The sequence below is a fragment of the Salinibacterium sp. AL4.1 genome, from assembly GCF_059767305.1.
In genome coordinates this window covers 1,531,898-1,548,321 of the sequence record NZ_JBSOQK010000001.1, presented here as the reverse complement: position 1 = coordinate 1,548,321, position 16,424 = coordinate 1,531,898, and the positions used below count along the sequence as shown (strand labels likewise).

Genomic DNA, 16,424 nt, shown 5'->3' with positions numbered 1-16,424 from the left:
GTGGCTAGCCAGGATTGGTTCGATAAGGACTTTTATAAGGTGCTTGGAGTGTCGAAAGACATCTCCGAGGCCGACTTGAAGAAGACCTATCGCAAACTCGCGCGTCAATTCCACCCGGATTCCAACCCGGGAGATCCGAAAGCTGAAGCACGCTTCAAAGAGATCAGCGAAGCGCACTCCGTGCTTTCTGATCCGGAGACGCGCAAAGAATACGATCAGGTTCGTGCCATGGGCTCGGGCGCTCGCTTCCAAGCGGGTGGCCAGGGCGGTCAGGCTGGCGGCTTCGAGGATGTCTTTGGTGGCATGTTCGGTGGCGGTGGCCAGAGTTATGGTGGCCAGAGCTACGGCGGAGGGCAGTCGAGCGCAAGCTTCGAGGACCTCCTCGGTGGCATGTTCGGCGGTCAGGCGGGCCCCGGTGGTGGCCCCGGTTTTCGGGGCGGCCCCGCTAAGGGTCGCGACCTAGCTGCGAACACCACGCTCGACTTCGCTACGGCGATTAACGGCGAAACGATCAAGCTCCAGCCTGCTGGCGGCCGTCCGATGAACGTCAAGGTTCCTGCGGGAGTCAGCGACGGTCAGAAGATCCGCCTGAAGGGCAAAGGCGAGCCGAGCCCGAATGGTGGCCCGGCTGGCGACCTCGTGTTGACGGTGACGGTGCGCAAGCATCCTGTGTTCGAGCGGGAAGGCAGCAACATTCGTGTTGTTGTTCCCGTCACGTTCGCGGAGGCAGTGCTCGGCGCCACGATCGAGGTTCCCACTCTCGGCGGTGCTCCGGTGAAACTGAAGGTTGCACCGGGAACCCCGAGCGGGCGAGTATTGCGAGTAAAGGGTCGCGGCGTCGCGACAGCAAAAGCAACCGGAGACCTGCTTGCCGAAGTGCAAGTGGCGGTGCCTAACCGCATCCCGGAAGCTGCGTTGGCGCACCTCGAGGCCTTTGCAGAAGCGATGCCCGCAGAGAATCCGCGGGACGACCTGATTGCCCGAGCCAGGAGCTAATAGCCATGGATGAGCTAACCCCCGCGTTTGCTATCGCCGTTGCGGCGGAGCTAGCGGGAATGCATCCGCAGACGTTGCGACAATACGACCGTCTGGGTCTCGTGTCTCCCACGAGAACCAGCGGTCGGTCGCGGCGCTACTCTATGCGCGACGTGATGCAATTGCGCGAGATCGCGGCGCTCAGCGCCGAGGGTCTCAACCTCGAAGGCATCAAGAGAATTCTTGACCTCGAAAACCAGGTCACTGAACTCACCTCTCGCGTTCGCGAACTCGAAACGGCGCTGGCCGATGAGATGCTCTCCAAGCCGGGCCGACGCGTGTTCGCGGCGGGTCAGGCCGGCGAAGTGATCTCATTGCGCGCCGGAACGCGAGCCGAACGCACCGACCAAGTCGTACTCTGGCGCCCCTTCGTACGCCGCGACAACCAGCTTCCCCGCTGATGATGCGCGCGGCATCGAACAGCCACACGTCCTTGCGGCGGGCACCCTAATGTTTCGCGAAGCACCACCGCTCGGTGGCCCCGCAATCTTGCGTCAGCGCTGGAGCGAAGTTTCCTTTTTGCACTGGCGCGTTGACCCCGCCATTGTTGCCCCGTTCATGCCCGAAGGGTGTCGCCCCGACACCCTCAACGGCAGCTCCTGGGTGGGGCTCATCGCGTTTCAGATGTCACAGAGTTCGTTCTTTGGCGGGCCCCGCATCCCGTGGCTCGGCGATTTTCCCGAAGTGAATGTGCGACTCTATTCGGTCGACGAGAAGGGCAGGCGCGGCGTTGTCTTTCTCTCGCTCGAGGCCTCGCACCTGATTCCCGTTCTCACCGCGCGGGCCGCTTTTAGTTTGCCGTACCAGTGGGCCTCGATGAAGATCGGGCAGCGCGACGGGCAGATTGCCTACAAAACGAAACGGCATGGCCGGCCGGATGCGGCATCCCACATCATTGTGCGACCGATCGACGACCCGGCGGCCAGCGTTTCACTCGCGACTGACCCCGAGGCAACGTTCTTGACAGCGCGGTGGGCGTTTCACGAAACCCACCGCGGACGAACGATCTACTGTCGCAACCAGCACGAGCCGTGGCCGCTGCAGCCGGCCGAAGTGGTCTACCTCGACGACGGTTTACTCGCTGCAGCCGGGTTCGAGGGTCTTGCCGACCGCGCTCCCGACTCAGTTCTCTATGCCAGCGATGTTACGACGGTGTTTGCTGCACCCCAACAACCGTTCCAGATTCGTGCGCCTCAGTCGCGACCAGTGTGGACGTCTGCGCGCTCTTCGTAGCTTCCGCGAGCAATATGCCTAAGTTGCATAGACAATTTTGGGCAATATGGTCTCACCAGCACAAATGAGCATTGCCTCTCGCGTCAGTCGAGGCCATGATGAGTAACCACAACGTCATATAGGCACAACACGATTGAAACGATGAACCCGGAGAATGAACGCACGGGGATAGTTCCCGTTCGCGCGTCACATTCCCGGTTTATCACCGAAGGCAATGACGCCGAATAACGCAGGAGGCACCATGACGACAGTTCGCGCAGCAATCACTCAGACCACTTGGACAGGCGATAAGGAGTCGATGCTCGACAAGCACGAGCAATTCGCCCGGGATGCCAAAGAGCAAGGCGCTCAAATCATCTGCTTCCAAGAGCTCTTCTACGGCCCGTACTTCGGGATCACTCAAGACAAGAAGTACTACCGCTACGCCGAGCCTGTTGATGGCCCGATCGTTACGCGCTTTCAGGCGCTGGCTAAAGAGCTCAACATGGTCATGATTCTGCCGATCTATGAAGAGGCGATGACGGGCGTGTATTACAACACCGCCGTTGTTGTTGACGCTGACGGCACCAACCTCGGTTCGTACCGCAAGCACCACATTCCTCACCTCGACAAGTTCTGGGAGAAGTTCTACTTCACGCCCGGCAACCTCGGCTTCCCGATGTTCAACACCGCCGTCGGCAAGGTCGGCGTTCACATTTGTTACGACCGCCACTTCCCCGAGGGATGGCGTGAGCTCGGCCTCAACGGTGCCGAGATCGTGTTCAACCCGAACGCCACGAAGCCCGGACTCTCCAACCGTCTCTGGGAGGTCGAGGGTCCCGCAGCAGCAGTCGCCAACGGCTACTTCGTGCTTCAGCCCAACCGCGTTGGCCTCGAAGACAACGAGTACGGCGACGAAGCCGTTGACTTCTACGGCACCAGCCAGGTCATCGACCCCCGCGGAAACTTCGTGGGCGAACGTGGCTCAGGCACCGACGAAGAGATCATGATTCGCGATCTCGACATGGACCTCGTGCAGGAGATGCGCGACGACTGGCAGTTCTACCGCGACCGTCGCCCCGACGCCTACCTGTCGATCCCTAAGTAAGCGATAACGTCAGCCCCGGGTTGCCTCGGCGCCCGGGGAACAGCAGGCATTCGACATCGCAGAGGAGCGAATCATGGCCACCACTCTCATTTCTGGCGGTACGGTCGTCAGCTCAACGGGGCGCGCCCCAGCAGACGTACTGATCGACGGCGAAGTAATCAAGGCTGTGCTGTCACCCGGCAGCACGCTGTTTGGAACGGATGTTGCGGCATCCGTCGACACCGTCATTGATGCCACGGGAAAGTACGTCATTCCCGGTGGTATCGACGCGCACACGCACATGGAGCTGCCCTTCGGCGGCACCGCGGCAATCGACACCTTTGAGACGGGCACTCGCGCTGCGGCGTGGGGCGGCACGACCTCGATCATCGACTTCGCGGTGCAGACCTTTGGCGAGCGCATCGAAGATTCTCTCGCAGCCTGGCACGGCAAGGCATCCGGCAACTGTGCGATCGACTACGGCTTTCACCAGATCGTTGGTGACGTTACGCCCGATTCGCTGAAGGCCATGGCGAAGCTGCCCGACGAGGGCATCACGAGCTTCAAAATGTTCATGGCGTACCCGGGCGTTTTCTACTCGGATGACGCTCAGATTCTGAAGGCCATGCAGGTGTCCCGCGACACCGGCCTCATGACGATGATGCACGCCGAGAACGGCCCGGTTATCGACGTTCTCGCCGAGCAGCTCGTGGAGCAGGGCAAGACTGACCCGTTCTATCACGGTGTCGCTCGCGCTTGGGAGATGGAAGAGGAGGCGACGCATCGTGCGATCATGCTCGCCAAGCTCACCGGTGCTCCGCTCTACATCGTTCACGTCAGTGCGAAGCAGGCGGTCGAACAGATTGCCGGCGCTCGCGACCGTGGCCAGAACGTGTTTGCTGAGACGTGCCCGCAGTACCTGTACTTGAGCCTCGAAGAACAACTGGGTGCTCAGAGCGAGCAGTACGGTCACTTCGAAGGCGCCAAGTGGGTGTGCTCGACTCCGTTGCGTTCGCGCGAAGAGGGCCATCAGGATGCCATGTGGCAGTCGCTGCGTACGAACGATGTGCAGATGGTCTCGACCGACCACTGCCCGTTCTGCATGAAAGACCAAAAAGAGTTGGGCCTCGCGGACTTCCGCAAGATCCCCAACGGCATGGGAACGGTCGAGCACCGTATGGACCTCATGTACCAAGGCGTTGTCACGGGAGAAATTACTCTCGAGCGCTGGGTTGAACTGACGAGCACCACCCCCGCTCGAATGTTCGGAATCTATGGCCGTAAGGGCGTTATCCAGCCCGGTGCCGACGCCGACATCGTCGTGTACGACCCCAACGGTCACACCTCGATCGGTATGCCGGTCGATGAGAACGGCAAGCCCACGGGTAAGAAGCACCACATGAACATGGACCACGCTGCCTGGGAGGGCTTCGAAATCGACGGCCATGTCGACACCGTTCTCTCCCGCGGCAAGGTCATTGTTCACGACGATCAGTACCTCGGTTCGAAGGGTGACGGCCGCTTCATGAAGCGTGGCCTCACCCAATACCTCACCTAAACGGCTCGCAGGCAGCATCCGCATGGCTCCGGCCAGCGGATGCTGCCTTGGCCTTCCTTCCATCACGAACCAGGAGCATCATGGAATTCGGAGCAGTACTTCAAACCAACCCGCCGTCGGCACGAACCGTTCAACTAGCGAAGCTTGCAGAGGCGCACGGCTTTGACTACGTCTGGACGTTCGATTCACACATTCTGTGGCAAGAGCCCTATGTGATCTACAGCCAGATTCTGGCCGAGACCCGCAAAATCAAAGTCGGCCCGATGGTCACGAACCCGGCCACCCGCGACTGGACCGTCACGGCCTCCACCTACGCCACGCTCAACGAGATGTACGGCAACCGCACCGTCTGCGGCATTGGCCGCGGCGACTCGGCTGTGCGCGTGACCAACGGCAAGCCCACCACACTGAAAGATCTTCGCGAGTCGATTCACGTCATCCGTGAACTCGCCAACTCGCGTTCGGTCGAATACGGTGGCGCCCAGTTGCAGCTGCCGTGGAGCAAGGGCTCAGAGCTCGAAATGTGGGTTGCCGCCTATGGCCCCCTCGCCCTCAAGCTCACCGGTGAAGTCGGAGATGGCTTTATTCTGCAGCTTGCTGACTTGGACATCGCAGCGTGGATGATTAAGAAGGTGCGCGACGCCGCTGAGGCTGTCGGTCGCGACCCCATGTCGATCAAGTTCTGTGTTGCCGCTCCGATGTACATCGGTGATGACTGGGAGCACATGCGCGACCAGTGCCGCTGGTTCGGTGGCATGGTGGGAAACCACGTTGCCGACATCGTCAAGAAGTACGGCACTGACGGTGACGTGCCCAAGGCTCTCACCGACTACATCGAGAAGCGCGAAGGTTACGACTACAACCAGCACGGTCAGGCGGGTAACACCCACGCCGACTTCGTGCCCGACGAGATCGTTGACCGGTTCTGCCTCATGGGCACCGCCGAGCAGCACATCGAGAAGCTCGAGAAGCTGCGCGAGCTGGGGGTCCACCAGTTCGCTGGCTACCTGCAGCACGACAACAAAGAGGAAACGCTGCGCGTCTACGGCGAGACGGTCATTCCGGCTCTCACCGAAACAGTGACGGCGAAGGCCTAACCCGATGACGGCAACCCAAAACGATAAGCGTGGGGAGGTTGCCGTCCGCCCCGCGAGTTCGCCGGGTGCGCTGGCTAACCCCGCGCGCGCTCGGCTGCTCGGCGGCTTCGGCTGGGGCATCGCTGGCGTTCTCTTCATCGCGCTGCTCTGGGAGGGCTACAAGTTCCTCGGCCCCGATAACGGCGTGCTGATTGGCGAACTCCGCGTTCTTCCGCGCACGACCGACCTGGCCATGCCGCACCTCTGGGACATGATGGTGCGGTTGGCCGAGCCGGTCACGCGCGCCGATGGTGCGCTTCCGCTCTGGGCCGTCGTTGCTCTCGCTGCTCTCACCACGCTCGGGATCGCCGCAGCGGGCTGGGCGGTCGGAGTGATCGTGGGCATCGCCTTCGCGCTGCTCATGCAGCGCTGGCGTCTGGCCGAGTTCGGGCTGCTGCCGTGGATCGTCATCAGTCAGACCGTGCCCCTCATCGCCTTCGCCCCGGTGGTGAAGAGCTGGGGCTCGCGCGTCGAAATCGGCTCGTTCGAGTGGCAAGACTGGATGTCGGTCGCCCTCATCGCAAGCTACCTCGCGTTCTTCCCGATCACCGTCGGCGCGCTCAAGGGGCTGCAGTCTCCTGACCGCATCCACGTTGAGCTCTTCGAAACCTACGCTTCGGGCTACTGGCCGACTCTGCTGCGTTTGCGGCTGCCGGCATCCGTTCCCTATCTTCTTCCGGCCCTTCGCCTCGGTGCGGCTAACGCCGTGATCGGCGCGGTCGTGGCCGAAGTGTCAACGGGACTTCAGGGCGGCATCGGTCGCCTGCTTATTCAATTCGCCGGTCAAGCATCGGGTGACCCCTCCAAAGCATGGGCTCCCATTTTCGGCGCGATCGTTCTCGGGCTTGTTGCGGCCGGTTCGGTCGCCCTGCTCGGAGCGATTCTCAAGGACTACAGACGAACCGAGGAGGCCGCATGAGCGACCAGATCCCGACCACCACTTCTGCCATCGACCTCGGCGCGACCATGACAGCGGATGCCGCTGCCGTGCGGGTGCGCGGAGTGAACAAGCAGTTTCAGACCACGACCGGCATCGTGCATGCGCTTGAGAATGTCGACCTCACGGTTCAGGCTGGCGAGTTCGTTTCGCTCATCGGTCCCTCGGGCTGCGGCAAGTCGACACTCATGCGCCTGATCGCCGACCTCGACGATCCGACCTCGGGGGAGTTGACGGTGTTTGGCAAGACCGCCACCCAGGCTCGTCTCGATCAGGACTACGGCATCGCGTTCCAGCAGGCCGGGCTGTTGCCGTGGCGCTCGGTGGCCGCGAACGTTGCGCTTCCGCTCGAACTGCACGGCGTCGCATCCGCTGCCCGTCGCACTCGCGTTGCGGAACTTCTCGACATGGTGGGCCTCACCGAGTTTGCCGACCGCTTTCCTGATCAGCTCTCGGGTGGAATGCAACAGCGCGTTGCCATCGCGCGTTCGCTGGCGGAACAGCCGCGACTGCTGTTGATGGATGAGCCCTTCGGAGCGCTCGACGAGATGACCCGCGAGAAGATGCAGACCGACCTCGTACGCATTGCCGCCGATACCGGCGCTGCCGTCGTCTTCGTGACGCACTCGATTCCCGAGGCCGTGTTCCTCTCTGACCGTGTCGTCGTCATGTCGCCGCGGCCAGGTCGCATCAGCCAGATCGTCGAGATGCGATTGGATGCCGCCGACGGCCGCGAAGACCGCGACGACGACCTGCGCGAAGCATCCTCCTTCTTCGAAATGGTTACCGAAGTGCGGGAAGCTCTGCACGGTGGAGCCGACCACTCGGCCGGCGACGGTGCGGGAACAGCGCGGGGAGTGGACACGCGATGAGCGCGAGCACCAGTACTTCGGCAAACGCGATCGTCGGTCGCGGAGTAGGAGCGCGCCGCTCGAAGGGCTGGAGTCCCCGCACGGAAGCGACGCTGCGCATCGTGGCCCCGATCAGCTTCGGGCTCATCGTGCTCATCATCTGGCAGCTGCTCGTGACCGTCGGTGGCGTCTCCGACTACCTCCTGCCCAGCCCGATCTCCATCGTGACGGAACTCGTCGAGTTCTGGCCCTCCGTCGTTTCGGCCACCGCCCTCACCGGCACCAACAGCCTGCTCGGGCTGCTGGTCGGCTCACTCGTCGGAATCGTGGCGGCAGCGCTCGCGGCCCGCTCGCGCATCGTTGACCAGATGAGTGCCCCGATCGTGGCGGCCCTCGCGGTCGTCCCGATCGTTGCCTTGGCTCCCGTGCTCAACTCCATGTTCGGTGCCGATAGCCAGTTCGGCCGTCAAGCGATCGCGGCTATCGCCTCCTTCGTGCCGATCTTCATCAATACTCTGCGGGGGTTCCGCCAGACGAAGCCCGTGCACCGCGATCTGATGAAGGCCTACGCCACGAATTCCGGGCAGATGCTGATGAAGCTCACGCTGCCCACGGCACGTCCCTTTATCTTGACCGGCATCCGCATCGCCTCCTCGCTCGCCGTGATCTCCGCCCTCGTGGCCGAGTACTTCGGCGGACCACGTGGAGGCCTCGGCAGCCTGATTGCAACCTCGGCAGCCTCGAGCGCGTATGGCCGCGCGTGGGCTTATGTCGTGGCATCCATTGCTCTCGGTCTGCTCTTCTACCTCGCGACGCTCGCCCTCGAACGACTGGTGCTGCGTCGCGTTCCGACCGGGGGCTCCCGATGACAGCACCCCGCCCACAAAAGAAAGGGAGATAACCGCTCCACCCGCAGTACAGCAGTACCGCAGTACCCCGCAGTATCCACTTGCACCGTGAATCTGGAAGGTCTGACATGAAGTTCACCAAACGCCGCTCACTGGCGGCTGGAGCGTTTGCCGTAACGGCAGCGGTCCTCCTCGCAGCATGCTCCACCGGCGATGGGGGTGACAGCGGTTCTTCGGAGTCTGCTGACGGCCTCACCGAAATCAAACTCCAACTCCAGTGGCTGCCTCAGGGGCAGTTCGCTGGCTACTTCGCCGCCGCCGATCAAGGCTTCTTTGAAGAAGAGGGCCTTGACGTAGAAATCATCCCGTCGGGCGGCGACATCGTTCCGCAAGACGCTCTCGCCAACGGCGACGTTGACTACGCCGTAGCCTGGGTTCCCAAGGTGCTCGGCTCCATCGAACAGGGCGCCAACCTGACCAACATCGCCCAGATCTTCCAGAAGTCGGGCACGCTTCAGGTCTCGTGGGCCGACTCGGGTATTGATTCGGTCGCCGACTTCGAAGGCAAGAAGATTGGTTCGTGGGGCTTCGGAAACGAGTGGGAAATCTTCGCAGCAATGGCTGCTGAGGGACTCGACTCCTCCACCGTGCAGATCATCACGCAGGACTTCAACATGAACGCCTTCCTGCAGGGTGACATCGACGCCGCTCAGGCCATGACGTACAACGAGTACGCCCAGCTGCTCGAGTCGACCGACCCCGACACCGGAGAGCTGTACCAGCCTGAAGACTTCAACGTCATCAGCTACGAAGACACCGTTGGTGCCATGCTCCAGGATGCGATCTGGGCTGACACCGAGCGTCTCGACAGCGACGAGGACTACCAGGAGACCACAGTCGCTTTCCTCAAGGCCGTTGTTAAGGGCTGGATCTACGCTGCTGAGAACCCCGAGTCTGCTGCCGAAGGCACCGTTGCTGCCGGTTCCGGTTGGGGCCCCAGCCACGAACTGTGGATGGTCAACGAAACCAACAAGCTGATCTGGCCGGCTGCTAACGGCATCGGCGTCATCGACGAAGCTGCGTGGGACCGCACCGTAGAGGGTGCCATCAGCGCCGTCAACGAGTCGGGCGCGAGCCCCATCACCACGGCCCCGCCGGCAACGGCATGGTCGAACGACTGGATCATGAAGGCACTTGAAGAACTCGAAGCCGATGGTGTTGACACCACCGGTTCCAGCTTTGCGCCGATCGACGTCACCCTCCTCGAGGGCGGCAACTAGTCGCACTGAATAACCACTAGTCGGATGCCGCCCTTACGCTCGTGAGGGCGGCATTCGTTTTCTTGCAGCACAGCTTCACTCGCAGTACCAGTTTCATGTCAGCACCGCGTAATCACTCTGAAGGGCCAGCGCCATGACCGAGCACGAATCCCGAGACCTCGACGCGTACGCGCTCGAACTCGATCAGGCCCACATCTTTCATTCGTGGTCGGCGCAGACTCCTGCCCATGCTGCGGCCGTGAGCATTAAGAGTGGGCTCGGCACCCGCGTGTGGGATCACGCCGGAAATGAATATCTCGACTTTTCTAGCCAGCACGTCAATGTGAATCTGGGGCACCAGCATCCGGCTCTGCTTGAGGCAATCCGGGTGCAGTCTCAACTGCTCGCGACGATCTCACCGCCCACCGCCAACGTGACCCGTGGTGAAGCAGCCAAGCGTCTGGCAGCGATCGCGCCCGAGGGCTTCAACCGCGTGTTCTTCACCAACGGTGGCTCGGACGCGAACGAGAATGCGATGCGGATGGCGCGGCTCTACACCGGGCGCGACAAGATTCTCTCGGCCTACCGCTCGTATCACGGCAACACCGGCAGCAGCATTGTGGCCACGGGTGACCCGCGCCGTATCCCGAACGAGTTCGCTCGAGGGCACGTGCACTTCTTCGGCCCCTACCTATACCGCTCCGAGTTCTGGGCGACGACGCCCGAGCAGGAGAGCGAACGTGCACTGCAGCATCTGCGGCGCGTGATCGAAGCCGAAGGCGCGGAGTCGATCGCGGCCGTGCTGCTGGAGCCGATTCCGGGAACTCCGGGAATTCTGGTGCCGCCGGCTGGCTACCTCGCCGGCGTACGCGAGCTCTGTGACCAGCACGGCATCCTGCTGATCTTCGACGAAGTGATGTGCGGTTTTGGGCGCACTGGTGAGTGGTTCGCGTTCGATGCCTTCGACGTGCGGCCTGACCTCATCACCTTCGCCAAGGGGGTGAACTCGGGCTATGTTCCCGTCGGCGGCGTGATCATCGACGACCCGATTGCAGCGTTCTTCAATGACCGGGTGTTCCCCGGCGGGCTGACGTATTCGGGGCATCCGTTAGCGGCCGCAACCGTGGTGGCCTCCCTCGACACCATCGCCTCCGAAGGTGTGCTTGAGCACGTGCGCGACATCGGCGAGAACCACATTGGGCCGGCCTTGAACGCGCTCGCCGAACGCCATCCGTCGATCGGTGAAGTGCGCGGTCGTGGAGTGTTCTGGGCGATCGAACTCGTGACCGACCGGGGCACTCGTGAACCCGTTTCCGCTGCGACCATGGGGCGTATTCGGGCTGGCCTGGTGGAGCGCGGCTTGCTGCCCTTCGTAACCGAGAACCGCATCCAGGTGCTGCCGCCGTGCGTAGTTACGCCCGACGAAATCGCTGAGGCGATGGAGATTTACGATGCGGTGCTGACGCTCGAATTGGGGTAACGCGAGAACTGTGAGGCAGGGTTCAATCTCGCCGCCAATTCATATACTTGGGTGAAACTCAATTTATGGGTTCGATGAGGGGATGATCATGGTCGGAATGAGCGGCACGCCTGACGGGTCCGACGAACTGACCCAGGACTACGCGGAGCTCGAAGAGTCAGAGTTCATGCTCGCCCCGCGCCGGTATGACCCCGAAAACCTTGCAGCTGGTAAGAAGCTCAACGCAACGAAATTGCACAAAGCCCTCCTCGCAATGGACGAGTCCCTCGGCGGCGGCGGCATGATCACTGACCCCGCCGAATGGATCACCCAAGAAACCACGGATCTGGCGCTCAGTGACTTCGCCGGCGTGACGATCTTTGCCGAGAATGGTGCGGTACGGGCCGTCGCGATCGAATTGGGCTCGCCGACCAAGCAGCAGTGGAGCACGCTGTACCCGCAATTGCGCCGCCTTGCGAGAACTCTCTGGGTGCACTTCGCGCATGATCAGTCGGAAACTTGGGCTGCGAACCGCGAGTAATCGCTAGTCTCACCAGCCGGGGTAAGGGCCCGGGTTCGGGGCGGCATCCCAATCGAGCGATTCGCGAGCCTCGGCTACGCGGCCGAGCGGATCGAGCGGAAAAGCTGCTGGCTGCAAGCGGGCAAACCCCGGGATGATGGCGCGCACCGCGTGGAAGCCTGCCGCCCGCACTCGTTCGGTCGTGACATCCACGGTGATGAGGGTGGCGGCGACGGCGGCGGTGACCGAGGGGGATGCAGCCTTGGCTGCGGGCGTGATGACGCCGGGCTGGGTGCGTTGTCGGGTTTGCGAGACGACGGTTGGGTCGAGCCCGTACTGCACGTGCGCCATCGGATCGATGAGACCGCGGTGTTCCGGTCCGAAAGCGTGAGCGTAGCGACGCTGGGGGTCCCACGACACGAGGCCAGCAATCGCTCCGTTGCCTAGAGCGCCCGAGTTGCGGATGAGGCTGTTCTCCTGCGCAAGATCCTGCGCGGAGGCGTGCTGAATGAGCGCTTCCACCATGGCGATTTCGCTCGCGGTGTCGTCGTCGGTGTGTGCCGCGAACCCGAGCGAAAGGATGGCGTTAGCTACGTCATCCACCACGGCAAGACGCACGGGAATGCCCGTGGTCGACGGGATGGCGAGGATGTGAACCTTCAGTTCTGACTCCGCCAAAACCGTTGCGACCGATTGCGGCAGTGGCACTGCGCTCGCGGCGGCGGTCGATGACCACCAGACAGCCACGGCGTCGTGGGCCACGGCATGGGCGGCGGCTCGTTCGACGGCATCGGCCAGAGTGCGCCCGGCCTGTTGCCCCACAAGGTTGTTCGTATTCGTGGCGAGCGCTGAGGTGCGACTGCCGCGCAGGTAATCGGCAAACACAAGGCTCTGCGGCACCCAAATGTTGCCTGTCGCATCCTCGCCTCGAACCCAATCGATGCGGGTGTCGGGGCGCAGCTCTACGAACGGGAATCCGGCCAGCGCGTGCAGCGCAGGATCGTGTGGCTGCCATGACGCGAGCTCGAAAGCGCGCTCACCGCTCTGCTGGAGTTCGGCGAGCGATGCGCGGGTGCGGATGCCCTGCTCAAGGTCGGCGCCGCAATAGTGCGCGACGCCCGAAAGCAACGCGGGTTCGAGCAACTCGGACTCGGAGCGCGAGCCGTCGTCGAGCGCCCCGGCGGGAGCCAGAGCATCCGGAGTGAACGAGGCCTTGACGCTCTGCAGGTGCGGCAACTCGGCGTGCAGATGAACGAATCCGGCCGGCAGCGGGGTGTGGTTGCTGCGTCGACGCACCCGATGCAGGAAGCCCGTCACCGGGTCAACGAGAGGCGACGGGGTGAGCGCGTGGCCGAGCCAGCGGCCATCGGTCCAGCGTTCGAGAATGTCAGGCCGGGGCGCGGGGATGGCTTCGTCGTTGAGGTCGAGAGCAGCGACGCGGGTAGCGGGAGAGGCCGTGACTGCTGGCTGAATCAACGCGGATGCCGTGGCGGGGTCGGCGATCGTCGCCGCGAGGCAGTCGGCCGCGAGCTGGGCTGTAGCGACAGCGCTACCGGTTTCAAGCAAGAGCCGATGCCAGTGCCCCGCGAAGGGGAAGAGAACGCCGAGCGACATCGCAGGCTCGTCGCTGTCAGTCCCGCTGCCCTCACCGTCATCGGCGCCGCAGTCACAGGAGCAGCCGCCAGCGCTGTTGTCGAGGAGCCGCGCGAGACCGAGCATTTCCTGCACCGAATCGAACCGGACGTCGAGGGGCGACACTCGTGGAAGCGGTGTCGGGCGAACGGAGGCACGAAGTTGCTTGAGAACGTCGGCGGTCACCGCGTTCGCCGCCACCGCAAGATGCCACAACTGCCCGTCGCTGCCAACCGCGAGGCACGATTCCGCGGCGAGAGGAACGATCGCGACTCGCTGTTCGGGTGCTGGCCCGGCGGCGGCGACCGTCGTCGCCACCGCCGCGTCCGCTTCGTCTACTGCGCTCGCAGTGTTCGCTAAGTCGGCCGTACCTTGCGTCGGTTCCGTCATTACGCGTGCGGCAGCGGGAAGTAGTTGAGGTCGGCCTCGGCGAGGGGAGTGTCGCGCCATCCGAGCTCCACCGCGAGATCTTGCACGCGACGCTTGCCCAAGAACGGGAAAGCGGCTGGCGCGTTACCCACGGTTCCGGGAACGATGACGCGCACCGCCGCCATGCCCGTGCTCGCGACATCCGCCGATGTAATATCTACGACGATCACTTCGTGACCCTGCGCTTCGATCGCGGCCTGGTAGCCAGCAACTGAACGATCGGGTAGCGCGGGGATGTCGCCGATGGGGCGGCGAGCGGGGCGATCGACGAGCGGCGCCACGTGTTCGACCGCGCGGGGGTCGAGCAGCACCTGCTGCTGCACCATGAGGTCGTCGCAGTCGCGCATGTCGTCGCGGTAGGAGTCGAGGTAGGCGCGGTCGGCACGCCACGGCTTGAAGGAACGGCTGTTGAGCTCGCCCCGGGCCATCGCATCCCAGTGAGCGCCATCGGTGCGGAGAAGATCGCGGCTTCCCTCCTGCAGGGTGCAGGCTTCGGTCCACGCCTTGAGCGCGGCGGCTTCGGCGGTGTTGCGGCAGGCGAAACCGACGTTCACGAGAGTGTCGACATCGTTGTGCAGGATGCCCGCCGCCACCGGTACGCCGAACTCGTTGTCGAGCATGACAATCGAGGGGCGCTGGCCGAAGGAAGCCGGAACGTCAGCCCAGAGAGCATCCATCTCCGGCGTGGGAACAATCGCATCGTGCTGGTGTTCGTTGAGCCACCACACCATCGTGACGTGACGCTCGATGATTTCTTCAAGAGCCGAAGCGACCGCGTATTCCATGTTCGGCCCGGCCGCGATGCCGGCGAACGGGCAGAAGTTAGTGACGGGAGCGGCGGAGTAGCCGGCCGTGAACCAGTTCACGTAGACCATGCTGGCGGGAACGAGGATGTCTTCGTTCGTCGTAAGCGAGCGACCCGGAACCCAGTGGATGGGCAAGTCAGCGGTCATGCGCACGAAGGGAAAGCCGGGGGTGTCGTATTGCTCGTCGGAGTACAACACGAGGGACTCGGGATCGAGCACCCGCACTGCTGACTTTGCCGAGAGTTCGCGGTAGCTGCCGAAGGTGACCGGGAGGGTGTCGAGAAGGTTTCCGCAGTAGCGCTCGACCGCTTCGCCCACGGCGCTCGCGGCAGCCTGCCCGGGGTCGTTGAAAGCCGAGCCCTGGCACGAGGTGTTGTTGGCCCAGCGTGAAACCCGGCGCATATTGCAGACATCGCTCTGCGCGGTGGCGAGGGAAGCCGGGATGCTGGGGTGGTGAGTCACGGCGCGAGTGCGCTGCACGAGCCCGGTGATCGGATCAACGAGGTCGCTCACCGAGTGGGGCAGAGAGTGCGAAATGACGCTCGCGGGGAGCGGGAGCACGGGGTGTTCGGTTGCGCCCGTGGCAGCGATTTCCCACACGACATCACCGCGCCGTTCCGTAGCGTCGGCCAAAGTGCTCGCGACTGTGTCGAACACAACTGGCAGGAGTTGAGGGGCTGCTCCGCTGTCGCCCCCAACGGCGGGCGTGCGCAACGCGCGGTGAGCTACGGGGTCAAAGGCGGCGGCGAGGCGGCGCGCGGCGAAGTCTTCATAGTTCGCTCCCGTGCCGGGGCTCACGAACGGGCCGAGCCACGCGGTCGAGCGCGTGAGTTCGAGAGCAGCCCACGGTGTGCGGGCATCCGAGCACAAGCGATCAAACGCAATGAGGGTTGCGTCATCCCCACCCCGCAGGCAGTGCACGAGCAGTTCGCCTGTACGGAACGCGCGGTGGATAACGCGCTGCCAGTCGTCTGCTGGAACAACACGCACTGCAGGCGCTGAGCCTGCTTCGGCAGCGCCGCGGAGGTTGTCCATCGCAGCGACGAGGGAGGACGCAACGGCGGGATCTCCCATGACAAGCAGGTCGCCGGGCTTCGCTGTTGCGCCGTCGCTGTCATCGAAAGGGACGAGTTCGAACGACAGCGCTGCGGCATCCGCACGTTCAGTGTCGGAGCGCTCGCCGTGGGCGCTCGCGAAGACATCTTCGGCCGTGAGCAGTTCGCGCAGGGCGGTCGCGTTCGCTTCCCAATCGGCGGGTAACTTCGGCGACACGGTGCCGCTGGAGAGCGCCTCCACGAGGGCGACGACGGTGTCGGCGGGGAGATCGAGAGCGAAGGAGTTGCCGCGCGGAGTCGTAAGGAGGGTGCGGTCGCTGGGGAGCGCACGAATCTCGAGGCGAGGCGTGGTGGTGACGGTGCTGGGCATGATGCCTTCCTGCGGGCGGGGAACGAAAACGGAAACGAGAACGAGAACGGAGACGAGAAGAGAGCGAGAACGAGAACGAGAACCGAGTGAACAGAGTCGGAACGGAAAGCTCTGGAGGAAAAGAGTGGGCGTTTCGGGTGCCCCGCCACCGAGCAGCGGGGCACCCTTTGTTAAACGCGGGGGCTTAGGCCCAGGCGAATGCGGTGGACACGTGTCCGTGGTTGTTCGCG

General features: G+C 63.3%; 14 protein-coding genes. 12 read left to right on the top strand and 2 right to left on the bottom strand.

Annotation, left to right across the window (positions count from 1 at the left end):
- The 12 genes from ACWTV3_RS07515 (at position 1) to ACWTV3_RS07460 (ending at position 11,923) form a co-directional block, all read left to right on the top strand.
- Complete coding sequence (locus ACWTV3_RS07515; RefSeq protein WP_498477550.1) at positions 1-996, top strand: DnaJ C-terminal domain-containing protein; 996 nt, start codon at positions 1-3, stop codon at positions 994-996.
- Positions 997-1,001: 5 nt separating this feature from the next.
- Positions 1,002-1,436 (top strand): heat shock protein transcriptional repressor HspR, encoded by a 435-nt coding sequence (locus tag ACWTV3_RS07510; protein ID WP_100387923.1) that lies wholly within the window; start codon positions 1,002-1,004, stop codon positions 1,434-1,436.
- Between the two features lie 49 nt (positions 1,437-1,485).
- The gene (locus ACWTV3_RS07505; RefSeq protein WP_498477549.1) at positions 1,486-2,268 is read left to right on the top strand and encodes a YqjF family protein; all 783 of its coding nucleotides are present in this window, start codon (positions 1,486-1,488) and stop codon (positions 2,266-2,268) included.
- Between the two features lie 241 nt (positions 2,269-2,509).
- Positions 2,510-3,355 carry a nitrilase-related carbon-nitrogen hydrolase gene (locus ACWTV3_RS07500; RefSeq protein WP_498477548.1) on the top strand — a complete coding sequence of 282 codons (846 nt, stop codon included), beginning with the start codon at positions 2,510-2,512 and terminating at the stop codon, positions 3,353-3,355.
- A gap of 73 nt (positions 3,356-3,428) precedes the next feature.
- On the top strand, positions 3,429-4,892 hold the full coding sequence (hydA, locus tag ACWTV3_RS07495) for a dihydropyrimidinase (RefSeq protein WP_498477547.1): 1,464 nt from the start codon (positions 3,429-3,431) through the stop codon (positions 4,890-4,892).
- 80 nt (positions 4,893-4,972) lie between these two features.
- Positions 4,973-5,989 (top strand): TIGR03842 family LLM class F420-dependent oxidoreductase, encoded by a 1,017-nt coding sequence (locus ACWTV3_RS07490; protein WP_498477546.1) that lies wholly within the window; start codon positions 4,973-4,975, stop codon positions 5,987-5,989.
- Between the two features lie 4 nt (positions 5,990-5,993).
- The gene (locus ACWTV3_RS07485) at positions 5,994-6,947 is read left to right on the top strand and encodes an ABC transporter permease (protein WP_498477545.1); all 954 of its coding nucleotides are present in this window, start codon (positions 5,994-5,996) and stop codon (positions 6,945-6,947) included.
- On the top strand, positions 6,944-7,837 hold the full coding sequence (locus ACWTV3_RS07480) for an ABC transporter ATP-binding protein (protein ID WP_498477544.1): 894 nt from the start codon (positions 6,944-6,946) through the stop codon (positions 7,835-7,837). The genes ACWTV3_RS07485 and ACWTV3_RS07480 overlap by 4 nt, the downstream gene beginning before the upstream one ends.
- Positions 7,834-8,685, top strand: coding sequence for an ABC transporter permease (locus tag ACWTV3_RS07475; protein WP_498477543.1), 852 nt, complete (start codon positions 7,834-7,836; stop codon positions 8,683-8,685). Before ACWTV3_RS07480 ends, ACWTV3_RS07475 begins: the two co-directional genes overlap by 4 nt.
- Positions 8,686-8,792: 107 nt before the next feature.
- The gene (locus ACWTV3_RS07470) at positions 8,793-9,944 is read left to right on the top strand and encodes an ABC transporter substrate-binding protein (RefSeq protein WP_498477542.1); all 1,152 of its coding nucleotides are present in this window, start codon (positions 8,793-8,795) and stop codon (positions 9,942-9,944) included.
- A gap of 133 nt (positions 9,945-10,077) precedes the next feature.
- Positions 10,078-11,403, top strand: a complete 1,326-nt coding sequence (locus ACWTV3_RS07465) for an aspartate aminotransferase family protein (RefSeq protein WP_498477541.1) — start codon at positions 10,078-10,080, stop codon at positions 11,401-11,403.
- A 97-nt stretch (positions 11,404-11,500) separates the two neighbouring features.
- Positions 11,501-11,923, top strand: coding sequence for a hypothetical protein (locus ACWTV3_RS07460; protein ID WP_498477540.1), 423 nt, complete (start codon positions 11,501-11,503; stop codon positions 11,921-11,923).
- Between the two features lie 9 nt (positions 11,924-11,932).
- On the opposite strand, the gene ACWTV3_RS07455 is transcribed toward ACWTV3_RS07460, so the two are convergent.
- Complete coding sequence (locus ACWTV3_RS07455) at positions 11,933-13,924, bottom strand: YcaO-like family protein (protein WP_498477539.1); 1,992 nt, start codon at positions 13,922-13,924, stop codon at positions 11,933-11,935.
- The gene (locus ACWTV3_RS07450; protein ID WP_498477538.1) at positions 13,924-16,194 is read right to left on the bottom strand and encodes a YcaO-like family protein; all 2,271 of its coding nucleotides are present in this window, start codon (positions 16,192-16,194) and stop codon (positions 13,924-13,926) included. Before ACWTV3_RS07450 ends, ACWTV3_RS07455 begins: the two co-directional genes overlap by 1 nt.
- Positions 16,195-16,424: the final 230 nt, after the last annotated feature.

Coding starts and splice junctions, on each gene's coding strand:
- ACWTV3_RS07505 (WP_498477549.1), top strand. CDS start 1,486: ATGTTTCGCGAAGCACCACCGCTCGGTGGCCCCGCAATCTTGCGTCAG.
- ACWTV3_RS07485 (WP_498477545.1), top strand. CDS start 5,994: ATGACGGCAACCCAAAACGATAAGCGTGGGGAGGTTGCCGTCCGCCCC.
- ACWTV3_RS07450 (WP_498477538.1), bottom strand. CDS start 16,194: ATGCCCAGCACCGTCACCACCACGCCTCGCCTCGAGATTCGTGCGCTC.
- ACWTV3_RS07500 (WP_498477548.1), top strand. CDS start 2,510: ATGACGACAGTTCGCGCAGCAATCACTCAGACCACTTGGACAGGCGAT.
- ACWTV3_RS07480 (WP_498477544.1), top strand. CDS start 6,944: ATGAGCGACCAGATCCCGACCACCACTTCTGCCATCGACCTCGGCGCG.
- ACWTV3_RS07470 (WP_498477542.1), top strand. CDS start 8,793: ATGAAGTTCACCAAACGCCGCTCACTGGCGGCTGGAGCGTTTGCCGTA.
- ACWTV3_RS07465 (WP_498477541.1), top strand. CDS start 10,078: ATGACCGAGCACGAATCCCGAGACCTCGACGCGTACGCGCTCGAACTC.
- ACWTV3_RS07510 (WP_100387923.1), top strand. CDS start 1,002: ATGGATGAGCTAACCCCCGCGTTTGCTATCGCCGTTGCGGCGGAGCTA.
- ACWTV3_RS07460 (WP_498477540.1), top strand. CDS start 11,501: ATGAGCGGCACGCCTGACGGGTCCGACGAACTGACCCAGGACTACGCG.
- ACWTV3_RS07455 (WP_498477539.1), bottom strand. CDS start 13,924: ATGACGGAACCGACGCAAGGTACGGCCGACTTAGCGAACACTGCGAGC.
- ACWTV3_RS07490 (WP_498477546.1), top strand. CDS start 4,973: ATGGAATTCGGAGCAGTACTTCAAACCAACCCGCCGTCGGCACGAACC.
- hydA (WP_498477547.1), top strand. CDS start 3,429: ATGGCCACCACTCTCATTTCTGGCGGTACGGTCGTCAGCTCAACGGGG.
- ACWTV3_RS07475 (WP_498477543.1), top strand. CDS start 7,834: ATGAGCGCGAGCACCAGTACTTCGGCAAACGCGATCGTCGGTCGCGGA.